The 15,783-nt window shown below is 66.0% G+C and carries 17 protein-coding genes; 8 read left to right on the top strand and 9 right to left on the bottom strand.

The window, feature by feature from the left end:
- Nucleotides 1–8: 8 nt before the first annotated feature.
- The 3 genes from ACT3S2_RS07155 to ACT3S2_RS07145 form a co-directional block, all read right to left on the bottom strand.
- Complete coding sequence (locus ACT3S2_RS07155; protein WP_443382114.1) at nt 9–1,196, bottom strand: hypothetical protein; 1,188 nt, start codon at nt 1,194–1,196, stop codon at nt 9–11.
- Nucleotides 1,197–1,857: 661 nt separating this feature from the next.
- Nucleotides 1,858–2,079, bottom strand: a complete 222-nt coding sequence (locus tag ACT3S2_RS07150) for a hypothetical protein (RefSeq protein WP_444554113.1) — start codon at nt 2,077–2,079, stop codon at nt 1,858–1,860.
- Nucleotides 2,080–2,211: 132 nt separating this feature from the next.
- The gene (locus ACT3S2_RS07145) at nt 2,212–2,631 is read right to left on the bottom strand and encodes a DUF6326 family protein (RefSeq protein WP_444561454.1); all 420 of its coding nucleotides are present in this window, start codon (nt 2,629–2,631) and stop codon (nt 2,212–2,214) included.
- A gap of 219 nt (nt 2,632–2,850) precedes the next feature.
- On the opposite strand from ACT3S2_RS07145, the gene ACT3S2_RS07140 reads away from it, so the two are divergent.
- Together ACT3S2_RS07140 and ACT3S2_RS07135 are read left to right on the top strand one after the other, a co-directional pair.
- Nucleotides 2,851–3,999, top strand: a complete 1,149-nt coding sequence (locus ACT3S2_RS07140; protein ID WP_444554115.1) for a sensor histidine kinase — start codon at nt 2,851–2,853, stop codon at nt 3,997–3,999.
- Entirely contained in the window at nt 3,996–4,646 is a 651-nt protein-coding gene (locus tag ACT3S2_RS07135; protein WP_444554116.1) for a response regulator, read from the top strand. Before ACT3S2_RS07140 ends, ACT3S2_RS07135 begins: the two co-directional genes overlap by 4 nt.
- A gap of 39 nt (nt 4,647–4,685) precedes the next feature.
- Here the strand turns inward: ACT3S2_RS07135 and ACT3S2_RS07130 are convergent, their stop codons facing one another.
- Nucleotides 4,686–5,429 carry a FadR/GntR family transcriptional regulator gene (locus ACT3S2_RS07130; protein WP_444554117.1) on the bottom strand — a complete coding sequence of 248 codons (744 nt, stop codon included), beginning with the start codon at nt 5,427–5,429 and terminating at the stop codon, nt 4,686–4,688.
- A gap of 124 nt (nt 5,430–5,553) precedes the next feature.
- Between ACT3S2_RS07130 and ACT3S2_RS07125 the strand changes: the two genes are divergently transcribed.
- From ACT3S2_RS07125 to ACT3S2_RS07110, 4 genes are read left to right on the top strand one after another with little or no spacing between them, the layout of a single operon-like run.
- The gene (locus ACT3S2_RS07125) at nt 5,554–6,354 is read left to right on the top strand and encodes a (Fe-S)-binding protein (RefSeq protein ID WP_444554118.1); all 801 of its coding nucleotides are present in this window, start codon (nt 5,554–5,556) and stop codon (nt 6,352–6,354) included.
- Nucleotides 6,351–7,862, top strand: a complete 1,512-nt coding sequence (locus ACT3S2_RS07120; protein ID WP_444561453.1) for a lactate utilization protein B — start codon at nt 6,351–6,353, stop codon at nt 7,860–7,862. Before ACT3S2_RS07125 ends, ACT3S2_RS07120 begins: the two co-directional genes overlap by 4 nt.
- Nucleotides 7,862–8,500 (top strand): LutC/YkgG family protein, encoded by a 639-nt coding sequence (locus tag ACT3S2_RS07115; protein ID WP_443382120.1) that lies wholly within the window; start codon nt 7,862–7,864, stop codon nt 8,498–8,500. Before ACT3S2_RS07120 ends, ACT3S2_RS07115 begins: the two co-directional genes overlap by 1 nt.
- A gap of 13 nt (nt 8,501–8,513) precedes the next feature.
- The gene (locus ACT3S2_RS07110) at nt 8,514–9,434 is read left to right on the top strand and encodes a macrolide 2'-phosphotransferase (RefSeq protein ID WP_444554120.1); all 921 of its coding nucleotides are present in this window, start codon (nt 8,514–8,516) and stop codon (nt 9,432–9,434) included.
- 22 nt (nt 9,435–9,456) lie between these two features.
- On the opposite strand, the gene ACT3S2_RS07105 is transcribed toward ACT3S2_RS07110, so the two are convergent.
- The 3 genes from ACT3S2_RS07105 to ACT3S2_RS07095 form a co-directional block, all read right to left on the bottom strand.
- On the bottom strand, nt 9,457–9,762 hold the full coding sequence (locus ACT3S2_RS07105; protein WP_444554121.1) for a hypothetical protein: 306 nt from the start codon (nt 9,760–9,762) through the stop codon (nt 9,457–9,459).
- A complete protein-coding gene (locus ACT3S2_RS07100) occupies nt 9,713–10,354 on the bottom strand; it encodes a hypothetical protein (protein WP_444554122.1) in 642 nt (213 codons plus the stop codon). Before ACT3S2_RS07100 ends, ACT3S2_RS07105 begins: the two co-directional genes overlap by 50 nt.
- A 99-nt stretch (nt 10,355–10,453) precedes the next feature.
- Nucleotides 10,454–11,977, bottom strand: coding sequence for a sialidase family protein (locus ACT3S2_RS07095; RefSeq protein ID WP_444554123.1), 1,524 nt, complete (start codon nt 11,975–11,977; stop codon nt 10,454–10,456).
- A 239-nt stretch (nt 11,978–12,216) separates the two neighbouring features.
- Between ACT3S2_RS07095 and ACT3S2_RS07090 the strand changes: the two genes are divergently transcribed.
- Entirely contained in the window at nt 12,217–12,654 is a 438-nt protein-coding gene (locus ACT3S2_RS07090; RefSeq protein WP_444554124.1) for a hypothetical protein, read from the top strand.
- 12 nt (nt 12,655–12,666) lie between these two features.
- Here ACT3S2_RS07090 and ACT3S2_RS07085 read toward each other — a convergent pair whose 3' ends face one another.
- A complete protein-coding gene (locus tag ACT3S2_RS07085) occupies nt 12,667–13,332 on the bottom strand; it encodes a helix-turn-helix transcriptional regulator (RefSeq protein WP_443382090.1) in 666 nt (221 codons plus the stop codon).
- Nucleotides 13,333–13,423: 91 nt separating this feature from the next.
- Here ACT3S2_RS07085 and ACT3S2_RS07080 point away from each other — a divergent pair, with 91 nt between their 5' ends.
- Complete coding sequence (locus ACT3S2_RS07080) at nt 13,424–13,849, top strand: hypothetical protein (RefSeq protein ID WP_443382088.1); 426 nt, start codon at nt 13,424–13,426, stop codon at nt 13,847–13,849.
- A 74-nt stretch (nt 13,850–13,923) separates the two neighbouring features.
- On the opposite strand, the gene ACT3S2_RS07075 is transcribed toward ACT3S2_RS07080, so the two are convergent.
- Nucleotides 13,924–15,744, bottom strand: coding sequence for a gamma-glutamyltransferase family protein (locus ACT3S2_RS07075; RefSeq protein ID WP_444554125.1), 1,821 nt, complete (start codon nt 15,742–15,744; stop codon nt 13,924–13,926).
- Nucleotides 15,745–15,783 lie beyond the last annotated feature (39 nt).

Genomic DNA, 15,783 nt, shown 5'->3' with positions numbered 1-15,783 from the left:
AAACGTGCTCATGTCTCGGAAAGCATTTGGCGATTGAGGTCATCCCAGTTCTTATCTGTAACAACGAGCGCAACCATATCTTCTGGACAGAAACCGAAGAATCCATCGTCATACCGAAGGGCCATATTGACTGTATTTTTGCATTTAGGACATGGAGCTTTAGGCCGAGATCCACTTCTATATGGTTCCACCGCCTCCATTTTATCCAGTTGGCCAATTTGAATAGCGGACTCAGCAGTTGGATCGACGTTGAAGGCGAAGAAACATGAAGAACAGACCATCGTTCTTTCGCCTTTGCCGTTTTGGGATGCGAAAAGATCAACGCTGCAATTGGTACAACTGAATTTCCATCGTGGAAGCTTCTCTTTCGACGAATTTTCTGCACCTTTGGGACCAAATTTTCTAGTGAACCCAGCACCGGCTGAGTTTCGATGTACGTTGAAAACCTCACCGCAATTAGGACAAGTTTCTATAGAGGTATCTCCAGGTGTCGCTCCTACCAGTACATTTACCCCGAAGTCACAGTATGGGCATGTGGTGCGTACTTTCCCTGAAGCCCGAGGCACGCTCCCGTTGCTATCTGCTAGCTCCTCAATGACCTCGTTAATTTTGTTTTGTAACTGGGCTAAGCCAGTTGAGTCTTGTTGGCTGTTGTCGGCGTCTGATCGTGAAGCTAGTTCCCGACCGAGCTTGTCCAGCGAGTGCGCGGTATCAAGCAAGGATGCCGAGTCAAACTTAGATTTTCGCATAACCGCAATTTCATTTACTTGCCCATAAATCGTCCTGTTTGCTTGTGAAATTAGTTCGAACCCCGTGTCGGCGGAAAATACTTTCATTTCGAACTTTTCGACGGTCTGGCTAATTTGGCCTGCAGCCTGCCCGAGAACACGACTAAGGTTATTGAGTTTTTCGTCGATCTCAGCACGCGCGACTTCTACAGCGTTCGCTGACTCATCTTTTGCGTTTTTTCGTGATTCTTCGCGCTGGCGTTCGCTTAGTATCCGGGAAGCCAACCACGATAAGAGCACGCCGCCTAAGGCAACAAGCACACCACCAGTTACTGTGAGCGTGGGGTTAGGTACTTTTCCGCTTGAACCACTTACTTGCAAAATAACGCCAATCACAATCATGGCGATGCCAGCGATAACTTCAACTAAAACGGACAATATGGATGAAGCGAAAGCAGGCTTCGTCATTGGGTCTCCTTGACTTATTCGCTAATTGGTAAGACAATTGTCCACGAAGCGCAGCAAAAATGCTCGCTGTTTATCTGCTCCGACCCGCCAGTGTTGCGGGTCGTTTGCATTTAATTGACTGCTACGTTCGATCCTGTACCTGAGATGCTATTGCAACATCCGGTTAGGTAACCAGCGATGAGTAGAACAAGGGGCTGTTCGGCAGTGGTATTACAACGCACGTTTTGCCTGGTCACTGGCTAAGTTGCTGAGCAGGGCGTTAGCGTTCTCCAAGATCGCGGACGGAATTTTCCGTGTCTTTCGGAACTATTCAACAACAGGCCTAGTCGCCATCTATGTTCTGTTCGATTGGATCCCCGGACGGAAACGGAACTATTTTGCAACCGACTTCGGGGGATCCGTGTAGCAGCCCCGGAAGCAGAAATTTTCGCACAGAATACACACGATAATGTCGGTTATCGAGTGGAAGTGACGTCAGCCCTCGGTACCGTCGGCCCAACTTCAAGCAAGGCAGGCCGTTAAGCCGTCTTGATCGCCAAATGGGCGCTATCCCTGCCGGCGGAGCACACCCGTCTCACCTATGGGCACGGCCTCCCCTTCTGGAGTGTCTGAACCGCTCCGCGCTGGACCTGCTGGGGGTGGGCCGCATCCACGTCGAGGCCTACTGCGTTAGATGCGGTTCTATTTTCGAGCCCTCGACCCATGACGCATAGCCAAGCCCGATCTTCTCCTGGATCGGCAAGGCGTCCATGTCCCCGAGCAACAGCACTGCGGACACCGAGGTGGTGCGGGCCCCCGTGGAGATCTCGAAGCGCGCTCCGTCGAGCCAAGTCCAGGACCTTTTGCTGTGTGCCGGGAAGATCGAGCCCGACGTGGGGGTCATGGTAAAGCCGGTGACGCAGATCGGTGGTCCCGGGGTGGAATGCGCGGACGTCGACCAGCAGGTCGGCGGTGGGGTCCGTGCGGGATCCGGCAGCCATGAGGTCCTCCCCCCTCGTGGCGCCGTGGCCCTGGCTCAGGTGGCTGGTTTTGCGCTGGAACCAGCCAACGGCAGCGTCCGGCGGGAACAGTGCCGCCAGGTCCACGCGGTCCGCATGATCATCAGCAGAAGAACCAGCTCGACGGCGCTACCGAGAAGGTAGTAGATCCACCTCTCGCTCAGGGCCGTCACCACGATGGTGACGAAGTAGAGCACACCGATGACGATGTTGGCGGTCCGATTCACCCTGGCCCGGGCCAGAAGCGACACCACGATCATGAGGCTGGGAACCAGGATGTAGGCGGTCGCCAACGCCAGGAAGGTCTGGTTGATCGCCACGCCCGTGCCGGAGACCTGGCCGGCGAGCGCGCCCTGGACGATGTCTGCCCTCCAGAATCCGAAGAGATCGACATAGGCGAAGACGAACAAGACGCTGGTCCACAGGCCGCTAAGCACGATCCTTTCGTCGAGTCGGGGGTCCGAACGGTCCGTCGTTGGATTCCTACGCATCACGGTTTCACTTTCATCGAGGGTGGGCACTGGTTCCTGGCTTCCAGTGTGGGTCCGGCACCCCCGGCACCACACCGGTCCGCAGGCCTGGATCGATCTGGCCCATCGGCCGGGCGGGGGCTGGTCCTTCGGCCGTTCCGTTGCCGGCACCGCTCTTCTATGCTGATGACCATGTGGAGTGTCGCCCGGTCGCTGTGGGTCGAGCCACCCGTCAGGGGTGCGTCGGCCGGTATCCGCTGGCACGACGGCGTCCTGGCTGCGGTCGTGGCCGTGGCGGTGGTCCTCGAGGCGGCCGTCCGGCCCGACTCCGCGTGGCTCATCGTACCGATGGGACTGCTCGTGACGGTGGCGGTGTTGATCCGGCGAGCGCATGCTCTGGCCGCCGTCGTTCTTGCGTTCGGGATGTTCATCCTCGTGGATCTGGGCGCCCTCGTCTCCGGCACCGGCCCGGTGGTGCTCCATGGCGGGGCCGCCGTGCTCCTGCTGGTCCATTCCCTCTTCCGGCGGGCCGCCGGACGGGACGTGGCCCTGGGCGCCGGGGTGATCGTGATCGGACTCCTGCTCAGCATCCTGACGGACTTCAGCGGGCCGGCGGATGCGATCGGGGGGACGGCGGTCCTGGTGTCAGCCGCCGCCGTGGGAACGGCCGGCCGCTATCGGGTTCTCGTCCGGGGTCAGTTGATCGAGCACACGAGGCTCCAGGAGCGGGAGCAACTGGCCAGGGATCTCCACGACACGGTCGCCCATCATGTCTCCGCCATGGCCATTCAAGCCCAAGCAGGTCTGGTCCTGGCTCGTTCCACCTCGCCGGGCGGCGCCGTTGACGCGCTGGAAGTCATCGAGCGGGAGGCCGCCACCACGCTGGAGGAAATGCGGGCCATGGTGGGCACGCTGCGCGGCACCGGCGATCGGGAAGCGGCCGGTCCAACGAGCCAGCTGGCCGATCTGAAGAACCTGGCCTCCCCGGGAACCGGCCTTCCGCGGGTCGAGGTCCGGCTGCGGGGCGAGCTGGCAGGCCTGCCTGCGGGCGTGCAGACTTCCTTGTACCGCGTGGCACAAGAGGCCGTCACGAACGCCCGGCGGCATGCACGCCACGCCACCTTGATCGATGTCACCGTCGTGGGCGGTGGCACCGAGGTGAGGCTCAGCGTCATGGACGACGGGGCAGCCACCACCGGTGGGGTCCCCGGCTATGGGCTGATCGGCATGGCCGAGCGGGTCCGGTTGCTCGGGGGGACGTTCCATGCCGGACCGGGAACCGGACACGGCTGGCTGGTCACCGCGGTCCTCCCCCGCCCGGGGGCCTCATCATGACCTTGCGGGTACTCATCGCCGATGATCAAAGCATCATCCGGGCCGGGCTGACCACGATCCTGGACCACCAGCCCGGCCTGAACGTCATCGGCCAGGCTGCCGACGGGAGGGAGGCCGTGGACATGGCCCTGCGCCTGCGCCCCGATGTCTGTTTGCTGGATATCCGGATGCCGAACCTCGATGGCATCGAAGCAACCCGCCTGTTGGCCGGGCCCGGCGTGGAGAACCCCTTGGCCGTCGTCGTGATCACCACCTTCGACACCGACGAACATGTCTACGGGGCGCTGAAGGCGGGCGCGCGGGGGTTCCTCCTCAAGGGCGCCTCCCCCGAAGAACTGGTCCGGGCCGTCCAGGCCGCCGTCCGGGGCGGGGCGCTCATCGATCCCGGGGTGACGGCCCGACTCCTGGCCGACTTCACCCGTCGCATCCCGACCCGCCCTGCCCAGCCCCTCGATCCGCTCACCACCCGTGAGGAAGCGGTGCTGCTCAGCGTGGCCGCAGGGCGGACCAACGCGGAAATCGGCCAGGACCTCCACATCGCCATAAGCACCGTGAAGTTCCACCTCGGCAGTCTCATGGCCAAACTCCAGGCACGGAATCGGGTCGAGTTGGCCATCTGGGCCTACGAGACCGGGCGCATGGAGTGAACCGTCGAGGCCCTGTCGAACGCGTTCCGCACCGCAGGGTCAGTCCCCCTGGGTCTCCGTTGATTCCTGGTGGAACCATTCGATGTGTTCGCGCAGCAACCGGGCGGCCTCGGCCCCGTGGCCGGCGGATACGGCCGCCAGAATGCCATGGTGCTGGGCCCGCAGGACCTCGGCGATGGGTTCCCAGGCGGCGTCGCTGCGCACCGATTCGCGCACGTAGTCGCCGATGGACAGCCGCAGGGACTCCATCATGGCCTCGATCACGGCGTTACCGGCCAGCCCGGAGAGCAGCACGTGGAAACGGGCGTCCATGGCATGGAAGCCGGCACGGTCCAGCTGCGGATCGTCCATGGCGTCCAGCAGCTCCCGTGCCGCGGCCAGGAGGCGATCGGAGCGTTCGGGGTCGGCTTGGAGGTCCGCGGTGTTCGCGGCCCAGGTCTCCAACAGGATGCGGGTCTGGACGATCTCCTCGACACTGAGCCGAGCCGAGGCGACGTGCATCCGCAAGGCGGTGGCGATCCCGGTGGCCGGTTCGGAAATCACCACGGCCCCGGCGCCGGGCCCGGATCCGGTGGCGGTGCGCACCACGCCCATGACGTCCAGGATCCGGATGGCGTCCCGGACCGAGGCCCGGGAGATGCCATGTGTTTCGGCCAGCAGCCGTTCGCCGGGCAGTTGGTCCCCGACCTTCAGCTGCCCATGACGCAGCTGGTTCTCGATGGCGTCAAGGACGGTCTGGTAGGCCTTCGGTGCCGGAGCTCCGGCCTGGTTCTCGGTGGTCACCCGTCCATCCTTCCATGGTCCGACCACCCTCGGCGCGGGTGCTGGACGGAGGGGAGCAGTAACCCTATAGTGGTCTGACCACATAGCCCATGGCTCGCTCGACGACGCCACCGGAAGGCCCTGAATGAAAATCGCCCTATTTGCCACCTGCATCGTCGATGGCATGTACCCGAGCACCGCCCGGGCCACCGTCTCGATCCTGGAACGGCTCGGGCACGAAGTCGTGTTCCCGACCGGCCAGGCCTGCTGCGGTCAGATGCACATCAACTCCGGCTACTTCGCCGAGGCCGTGCCGGTCATCGCCAATCACGTCGAGGCCTTCGACACCCCCGACTACGACGTCGCCGTGGCCCCTTCGGCCTCCTGCGTCGCCTCGGTGAAGCACCAGCACCCGATGATCGCCGAACGGGCCGGCGATGCCGGGCTCAAGAGCCGGGCCGAGTCGGTGGGGACGCGCACCTACGAGCTCTCCCAACTGCTCACCGACGTCCTGGGCATCACCGACGCCGCCGCAGAACTGGGCAGCTGGTTCCCGACCTCGGTGACCTACCATCCCTCCTGCCACGGGATGCGGCTGTTGCGCCTGCAGGACCGCCAACTGGATCTGCTGCGCACCGTCGAGGGCATCACGGTGGCCGATCTGCCCGAGGCCGACCAGTGCTGCGGCTTCGGCGGGACGTTCTCGATGAAGAACGCCGAGGTCTCCTCGGCCATGCTCGAGGACAAGGCGGAGAACATCACCTCCACCGGCGCCTCGCTGTGCACCGGGGGCGACGCCTCCTGCCTGCTGCATATCGGCGGTGGGCTCTCCCGCTCCGGCGCCGCGGCGGGCACCCTGCACTTCGCCGAGATCCTCGCCAGCACCCGGGAGAACCCGTATGACGCCGGGACCGGGCACGGCGCGAAGGCGAAGGTGGCCCGATGAGCGCCGTCTTCGTCGGCATGCCGTCCCTGCCCGCCTACGGGATCGGGAACCTGCATGCCACCGAGTCCTTCCCCGACGCAGCCCACCACGAGCTGGCCAACGACCAAATGCGCACCAACCTGCGCCATGCCACCCACTCCATCCGCGATAAGCGGCTGAAGGTCGTCGGGGAGCTGCCCGACTGGGAGGACCTGCGCTCCGCCGGATCGGCGACGAAGGAAGCGGCCATGGCCGACCTTCCGGCCCTGCTGGAACAGTTCGAGGCGAACTTCACCGCCCGCGGCGGGATCATCCACTGGGCCCGGGACGCCGAGGAGGCCAACCGGATCGTCGCCTCCCTCGTCCGTGAGCAGGACACCGAGGAGGTCGTGAAGGTCAAGTCGATGGCCACCGAGGAGATCGGTCTGAACGACCACCTCGCGGCCGAGGGGATCGAGGCCTTCGAAACCGATCTGGCCGAACTGATCGTCCAGCTCGGCCACGATAAGCCCAGCCACATCCTGGTCCCGGCCATCCACAAGAACCGCTCCGAGGTCCGCGAGATCTTCCTGCGCGAAATGCCCGATGTCGACCCGGAGCTGACCGATGACCCGCGCCAGCTGGCCATGGCCGCCCGGGCCCACCTGCGGCGCAAGTTCCTCTCGGCCAAGGTCGCCATCTCCGGGGCCAACTTCGCGCTGGCCGATACCGGCACCCTGGGCGTCGTCGAATCCGAAGGCAATGGCCGGATGTGCCTGACGCTGCCACAAACGCTGATCACCGTGATGGGCATCGAGAAGCTGCTGCCCCAGGCCGACGACCTCGAGGTCTTCATGCAGCTGCTCCCCCGCTCCTCCACCGGGGAACGGATGAACCCGTACACCTCCTTCTGGACCGGGGTCACCGAGGACGACGGACCACAGAACGTGCACCTGGTGATGGTGGACAACGGGCGCACCGCCGCCCTGTCGGATCGGTACGGACGTTCGGCGTTGCACTGCATCCGGTGCTCGGCCTGCATGAACGTCTGCCCGGTCTACGAACGCACCGGCGGCCACGCCTACGGCTCGACCTACCCGGGACCGATCGGGGCGATCCTCTCCCCGCTGATGACCGACATCAAGGCGGAGGAGAATAATTCCCTGCCCTATGCCTCCAGCCTGTGCGGGGCCTGCTTCGACGCCTGCCCGGTGAAGATCAACATCCCCGAGATCCTGGTGCACCTGCGCGGCGAGGACGTCGACTCCCGGCGCGGAAAACCCCGGATGCCCTCGGAAATGGACCTGATGATGAAGGGCGCCCAATGGGCGTTCTCCTCCGGGACGCACCTGAACCTGTTGGAGAAGGCCCTGCCCTTGGGCCGGTTGGCTGCCGGACGGGATAAGAAGATCAAACGTCTTCCCGGCCGCCTGGCCGGCGGGTGGACCGCCTCCCGTGACATCCCGGCGCCACCGAAGAAGTCCTTCCGCGACTGGTGGGCCTCCGAGCACGACGCTGGGGACACCGGCACCACGAAGGACGGAAAATGATGGGCGCCCGCGAAGAGATCCTCGAACGCATCACCTCGGCCCTGGCCGACGAACCCGCGATCCCCGAGGTCCCGCGCACCTACCGCCGGTCCGCCGATCTATCGGAACAGGACATCGAGGAGATGCTGGTCGAACGTCTCGAGGACTATAAGGCCCACGTCGACGTCGTGACTGCGGCAGGACTCCCGGGGACCATCGCCACCCTGCTGAAGGAGGCCTCCGGGTACGTGGTCCCCCACGGGCTGCCCGAGGCCTGGTTCGACGTTGACGATCTGCGCGTCGATGACCGGCGGATCACCGACGCCCCGGGCCACCGGTTGAGCGTGCCCGAACTCGACGCGCTCTCCTCCGTGGTCACTTCCTCGACGGTCTCCATCGCCGAATCGGCCACGATCGTGTTGGACGGCTCGCCCGACCAGGGGCGGCGGGCGATCAGCCTGGTGCCCGATCAGCATGTGTGCATCGTCCCGGCGTCGTCCATCGTCCAGATCCTGCCCGAGGCCATGTCGCGGCTGGAGATCACCCGGCCGTTGACCTGGATCTCCGGCCCCAGCGCCACCAGCGATATCGAGCTCGAACGGGTGGAAGGGGTTCACGGGCCCCGGCGTCTGGACGTCGTCATCGTCACCGACCTCTGAGACAATGCCATCCATGAGCACCGACCTGCCGGAAACCCCCGAAGCCGTCCGCGCCCTGGCCGCCCGCCACGATCTGGACCTGACCGAAGAGGGCATCACGTTCAACGAATCGGGGCTGGACTACCGGGTCGCGTTCGGCCACGAGGACTCCGAGGTGGCCCAGCAGTGGGTGCTACGGATCCCGCGCCGCGACGAGGTCTCCGCCACGCTCGGCGAGGAACGGGCGATCCTTGATTTCGTGCGCCCCCGGCTGTCGGTGGCCGTCCCCGACTGGCGGATCAGCACCGCCGAACTCATCGCCTATCCGTTGTTGCCCGGTTTCCCCGGGCTGACCCTGGACGGCGCCGGTGAGCCGCTGTGGAACTTCGACACCGAATCAGAGGCCTACGCCGATTCCCTGGCCCGGGTCATCGCCGAACTGCACACCCTGGACACGGACCGGGCCCAAACAGCAGGCGTTCCGCATGAGGACCCCGAGCAGGTCAGAGCCCGCTGGCGGGCGGACCTGGAGCGGGTGCGGGCCGAGTTCGAGGTCTCCGACGACCTGGTCGGCGGTTGGGAGGCCTGGCTGGCCGATGACGGATTATGGCCACGGTCCACCGTGTTCACCCACGGGGAGCTCTACCCGGCCCATCTGCTGCTCGATGAGCATGAGCAGATCGTTTCGGTGCTGGACTGGACCACGGCGAAGGTCAGCGATCCGGTGGTCGATTTCACGTTCCACTGCATGATCTCCAGTGCCGATATCTTCGAGCGGACCGTGGCCCGCTATACCGAGCTCACCGGGCGGGAGGAGCCCCGGCTGGCCGAACGCTGCGCCTCGTTGTTGGCGGCCAGCCCACTAAGTCATGCGCTCTACGCACTGGCCACCGGGCTGGAGGAGCATCGGGCCGCCGCAGCCAGCATGCTCAACCCGCAGGCCCCGGACCACTAACCGCAGGAGAAGGTGCCGGCGCCTATTCGTCTGTGGTGTGGGGCAGCGAAGCCACGACCTCGGCGTATGGGAACGACAGGACGGCGCCGGCGGCGAGGGAGTAGGTCACCCCGCCGGCGGTATCGTCGATGAGGACCGCCAGGACGCCTTGTTCGCCGGAGAGCTGCGGTTTCTTCTGGTCGACGACCGTGCTGAAGATCTCATCAGCCGTGAAGTCGCCGGCGTGGGTGCTGTCCAGGACGCCACCGGGGGGAACGGCCATCGCCGGGAACTCGGCCTCATAGGTGCCGGTGACGTAGCTTTTGCCGCCCGCATGGTTGACCATCATCGCCTCGGAGAAGTCGATGGTCAGCTTGCTGTCCCCCTATCCCGCGGTCATGCGGTTGGCTGCGGACACCGTGGTATCCCCGGGGGGCCCTGCCGACCGATTCGGGGGTCACGACCATGCTGACGTCGGTGGATTTTCCGTCGGCATCGATCGCCTGCCCGGTCAGCGTGAAGGGTGCCCCGTCATACCCTTCGGAGGCCTTGACCACGACCGCCTCTTCCGGGGCGAACTTCGGTTCTTCGCCGTCCCGGCAAGGCTCTGCTTCCTCGCAAAGCCGCGGCAGCTCGGCCACGCCGGGGGTGGCGATCTCCAGTCCCTTCGGCACCTCCTGCCCGGCGTCGAACTCCAGTCGTTCATGATCCTCCACGGCCGCCCCGCCGGCGAGTTCCGCCGGGTTGAACAGGACCGGGACGCCGGCATACATGGCCCCGAGGTCGGCGTCGTATTCCAGCCCCTGCTGGGCCGCCGCTGCCGTGGAGGTGGCAGCCGACGATCCGGTCGATGAGGTGCAGCCGCTCAGCCCGGCAGCGGCGAGGAGCGTCACCGCGGCGCAGACCGCGATCCTTGGCCCCACTGCGTTTTGACCGATCATGGTGCCTCTCCCCACGGTGCCAGTGGTCCGGCCCGGCGACCTCGCGACGGGCGTTTCCGGCCACGCTACAGCACTCGAAGAGACGTCCACTCGGCTGGTCTATATTGTCGTCCGACCGTTACTGCCCACCGGTTCCCCGGTTCCGGTCTTCGTGTCCACGGTGAAGGTCTGCTCGAAGTACTCCCCTCCGGCGGCGACCGCACAGTGCACGACGACGGCTCCGGCTGCCAGATCTGCTGCGCTCACCGTCTGGGTCGGGGTGAAATACAGTGTCTCGGCGCCCGGCTCGAGTTCAACCGGCGGGAAGTCGCCGGCCACCTCCCCATCGAAGGTCCCGGAGAGTTCGGCCGTCACCGTTTCATCCCGAAGGTTCCTGAACCGCCCGGTGAAGGCGAGGAGGTCCCCGACCTTCACCCCGGGGGCCGGGGGCCCGTAGTTGGCGATCTGGGCCTCGCGGGTGCCCAGGATCTGCCCCTCCTCCGCGTAACCGTGCCCGATTTCCTTCCAGGTGTGCACACCCCACTGCCCCGCTTCCGCCGGGATCGAATGCGTGGCCCCGACCGTGACCCATTCGGTGGGCCGCCCGGGGGTGATGGAGCGCAGCACCCAGGTCAGCGCTCCGCCGTCGTCCTCGGTGAAGGTCGCCGCCGCGGCGGCGAGTGCCTCATCACCCAACTGGTCGGCGTCGATGCGGGTGAACACCAGCTCGGTGTACCCGCAGCGTTCGTAGAAGACCCCGAGTGAGCCGTCGGCCAGCACGGCGGCCGTGGAATAGGCCGAGCTTCCTAAGCAGAGGGTACGCACCGGCACCCAGCTGGCCCCGGCGTCGTAGGAGGCACTGAGCACGGTCTGACGCCGCAGTGCGGTGTCCCGGTTATTGGTCGCCAGCAGGACGGACCCTCCGTCTGCGGTGGTGCGCAGGCGCAGGATGGATCCGTTGTCCCCCGGATCGGGGAGGGTGGGGATCGGTTCCAGGGCCGTGTAGCTGTGGCCGCCGTCGCGCGAGATGGCTCCCCGGCGGGCCCCGGGCGCCCGTGAGTTCAGCAGCACGGTGCCGTCGGGCAGGCAGAGGGTCTTGTTTTCATTCGCTTCCCCCGGGGCGGGCTCACCCAGGGTCCAGGTGTCTCCGTGGTCGTCGGAGTAGGCGCTGGCGGCGCGGATGAAGCCGTTGAACAGCAGGACCATCTGTTGGATGAGTCGGCCGGCATAGGGGCCGGCGTCGAGTTGGATCCCGTTCCCGGCGGCGGCGAAGATCCCGGTCACGCCCTCGCGCTTGAGTTCCCCGGTCAGCCGCCGGTGGGACCAGGTGGCCCCGTCGTCGTCCGAGATGGACAGATCCACGTGCTGGACGTCGTCGTCCGGTTCGAGCCCTTCGACGGCTTCGAAGAACCCGGCATGGGTGCCGGCCGCATGGAAGCAGAAGATGCGTCCGGTCTGCCGGTCCACGAGCAGGCTGGGATCACCGTATCCGGTCAGGCCTTCCCCGGTGCGGATCAGCTGTTGTGGTCCCCACGTCGTACCGTGGTCGAAGCTGCGGCGCACGAGCAGGTCGATGGTGTTGGGTAGGTCATCGAGATTGGGTCGGCCGTCATAGGCGGCCAGTACCGTTCCCGAGGTACTCACGGCGAGCGCGGGGATCCGGTACTGCCGATACCCATCATGGCCCCGGGCCGCCACGACGTGTCCAGGGGTTTCTGGGCTGGGCGTGGCCACCGGGGGCGCGGGGGGATTCGGAGGAAGCACACCCCAGAACTACACGGTGTGAAGAACAACGGCCAATGATGACCTCTCCCGCACCGCTAAGCGTTTTTGTTGCTCACCCCCTGCGATACGGTGGGCAAAACCACAACGTCGGAGGACGCATGCCAGTGAAGACCAAAACGATCCTGCCGCTGATCGCGGTCGGCGCCTTGCTGGCCGGCTGCGGCACGGGGACAACGGCGCCGGATGCCTCGGCGCCGCCGGAGTCCGCCGCCGGCTCTTCTTCGGCCGTGGCTTCGGAGGACTGTTCGGCGTTGCAGGACCAATTTATTGCCGGGGATCTCCCGCAGGAATTCTATGACGGCGTGGATCAGGGCGTGCGGGTCGTCGAGACCACCAGCGGGACGATCCTCCAAGACGGCCCGCTCACGTCGGAGGCCGCCCAGGATCCCGATGCTTCTTCACCCTCAGCCGAGTACCCCGACCGGGTGGAGCCGAACCCCGAATGGCCGAAGGATTCCGTGGTCTTCATCGATCCCGCCAGCGGCGACGTCGTGAAGACGATCGCTGTGCCGGATGAGCTGACGTGCGCCCCGTAGACCTGCCGGGCGCTACTCCGCAGCCAATCTGACGCAGCATCCGCAGGGCGCGCTGGGTTCCACCCGTTCGGTGCGCCGATCCGATTCCAGCGTCTCCAAGGCCCCGCAGATCAGCTCCTGGTTGATTCCGCACACCGTGTCGGTATGCCGGTTGGCCAGGGAGTGAAACGGACAGTTGGTCAGATCCGTGGTCCCGTCTTGACGATCCTCTGGCCGGTAGCCGTTCGCGGCGAGAAAAGCCTGCACATCCGCTTGGCCGGCCGCCAGGCGGCGCCCCGCCGCGCGCGCGGCTTCGGGCAGGTGCTCGTCCAACGACCGGCCGTCGGCACGGGAGGCGTCGATCGCCTCGGCCATGATGTCGGCGGCGACGGTATATTCGCGCTGCGGGACACTGGCGGACACCTCAGTCCGGGTCGCCCGGTAGACCTTGGAGGGCCTGCCGGAACCGGGGCCCGTGGCCCCATTCAACCGACGGAATTCCACCGTGAGCAGCCCCTGTTCGGCGAGCCGATCCAATTGGAAGGCCGCAGCATGGCGGGCCAAGCCCAGTTCCCGGGCGACCTCGTCGCGCCCCACTGATTCCCGGCTGCGCGACACCAACTCGTAAATCGAAGCGCGTAGGGGGTCCGCGACGGTGGCGATGTCCTGCAGGGAACGATGGCGCGATACGGGTCTCATGACGTCAGTCTACTTCTAAAACGAATATGTATTGATTTAGAGTACCGACGGTTCTAATGTGAGTTATCTCTACTTTAGAAAGGTTCCCATCATGACCACCCATCTCGCCCCGGAGGGCACCCGGCAACACAGCCGTGCCACGCATCAGGCCTTCCTCCTGCTGCGGACCATCTTCACCATCGCGCCGATCATCTTCGGTATCGACAAGTTCACCAACGTGCTCACCGATTGGACGCATTACCTGGCCCCCATCGCCACCGACATCGTCCCGGTCAGCCCGGAGGTCTTCATGTACGGGGTCGGCATCGTGGAGATCGCCGCAGGCATTCTGGTCGCACTGCGGCCACGCATCGGTTCGCTGGTCATCGTCGCCTGGCTGGCCGGCATCATCGTGAACCTCCTGCTGCTCCCCGGGTTCTTCGATGTGGGGCTGCGGGACTTCGGCCTTCTGGTGGCCGCCTTGGCGCTAAACCGCCTGGCCAGTAGCGAGGCCGTGGCCCATCCGAGGAAGGCATAACGCCGAAACCAGCGCGGGGCCCGGCTCCACGGCGGGAACCGCGCTGGACGCGGTCCGGCACCCACACCTGCCGATCAGCGTCCTGCGGCGTAGCCCTGGGCCCCACGGGGATTCGCTGCCGCCGCGAGTTGACCTGTCGCTGGATCCCGGACGACGACGGACAGCCGTCCCAGCGCCCAGTCACCGGCCCGGGTCACCACATGGCCACGGGCTTCAAGCCCGGCGATCACCGCTTCGCCCAGCCGGTCCTCCACCACGGCCCCACCCGGAGCCCAGGTCCGCGGCCAAAAAGAACCGGGAATTGAGGTGGTGTGCAGCGCCGGGGCGTCGATCGCCTGCTGCGGGGTGTACCCACCGACGATGGTGCGCAATAGGTAGAGCAGCTGCCACTGATCCTGCTGGTCCCCTCCCGGCGAGCCCACTGCCGCCACCGGCTGACCGCCCTTGAAGACCAGGGTGGGGGTCAACGTGGTGCGCGGGCGTTTCCCGGGAGACAGGGTGGACGGAGAGCCTGCCTGTAGCCAGGTCATTTGCAGCCGGGTGCCCAGGCAGAATCCCAGCGCGGGGACGTTCGGCGAGGATTGCAGCCAGCCACCCGAGGGGGTAGCCGACACCATGTTCCCCCACCGGTCCACCACATCCAGATGACAGGTGTCCCCTCGGGTTTCCCCGCTGGGGCGGACCGTCGGTTCCCCGACGCCGGCGAAACCGGTCTTGGCGCCGTCGGCCCGGGCCGGGGACGGTTCCTCGGTGCGCAGGTCGGGCCGAAACGGCGTGTGCCCGGGGACGGTTCCCGGTCGGAAGTCATGGCTGGCCCGTTCGGTGATCAAGCCGCGGCGTTCGGCAGCATAGTCGGCACCCAGCAGGTACTCCAGCGGGACATCGGTGTCCCCGAAATAGGCTTCCCGGTCGGCCATCGCCAGCTTCAGGGCCTCCAGGATGGTGTGGGCGCCGAGTTCGGTGGACGGGTCCAGGTAGTCGTCGTCGTACCCCTCGAGGATGGCCAGGGCCAACAGCAGTGCCGGGCCCTGCCCCCAGGGTCCGGTCTTGGCGATGGTGTGTCCGCGAAAGACGACGGTGGCCGCCGGTTCGTAGCCGGCCCGGAACCCGTCGACGTCGGCGGCCGTCATCACCGCGGCATGGTCGGTCCCGGAGGAATGCCGGTGGGGTGTCGCGAGGAAGGCCTCCGCCTCGGTGCCGACGGTATGCGCCCAGAGCCCACGGGCGGCATCGATTCCAGCGGCCCGGCCGCCGTCCGCTGCGGTAGTTGTCGCCGTCCGAGCCAGGGATCCGAGCAGCTGCGCATACGTCGGGTTGTAGAGCATCGACCCTTCGGCCGGCGGCTTCCCCTCCGGGAGCCACTGCCGGGCCGAGCTGGGCCAATGGTCGGTGAACAGGTCGGCGACCGTGGCGATGGTGTCGCACACGCGCGGCAGGATCCGGTGCCCGTCCCGGGCCTGGTCGATGGCATAGGCCAGCACGTCGGCCAGGTCCCAGCTGCCGTGGTCACGCAGCAGCAGCAACCAGGCGTCCACCGCCCCGGGGACCGCCGCCGCCAGCGCGCCGGCCCCGGGCACCAGATCCAGGCCTTCGGCACGGTAATGCTCCACGGTGGCCGCCGCCGGTGCCGGCCCCTGGCCCATCAGGATCACTGGCTCGGCCGGCCGTTCAGCAGTGGCGAAGAGCGCGGTCATATCGCCGCCGGGGCCGTTCAAATGCGGTTCGACGACGTGGAGCACGAAGCCGGCGGCCACGGCGGCATCGAAGGCGTTGCCCCCGCGTTCGAGGACCGATTGGGCGCAGCCGGTCGCCAGCCAGTGGGTGGAGGCGCTCATGCCGAAGCTGCCGTACAGGGTCGGGCGGGTGGTGAAGGATTCCGGTGCGGTGTAGGTCACACCCCTACTGTAGGTTCCCGCAGCTGGAGGGAGGCCCGG

It is taken from the genome of Arthrobacter sp. AOP36-A1-22 (genome assembly GCF_052377615.1).
Classification (GTDB): Bacteria; Actinomycetota; Actinomycetes; order Actinomycetales; family Micrococcaceae; genus Arthrobacter_H.
Note: the sequence above shows the minus strand (reverse complement) of the source record. Positions and strands in the feature narration are given on the sequence as shown.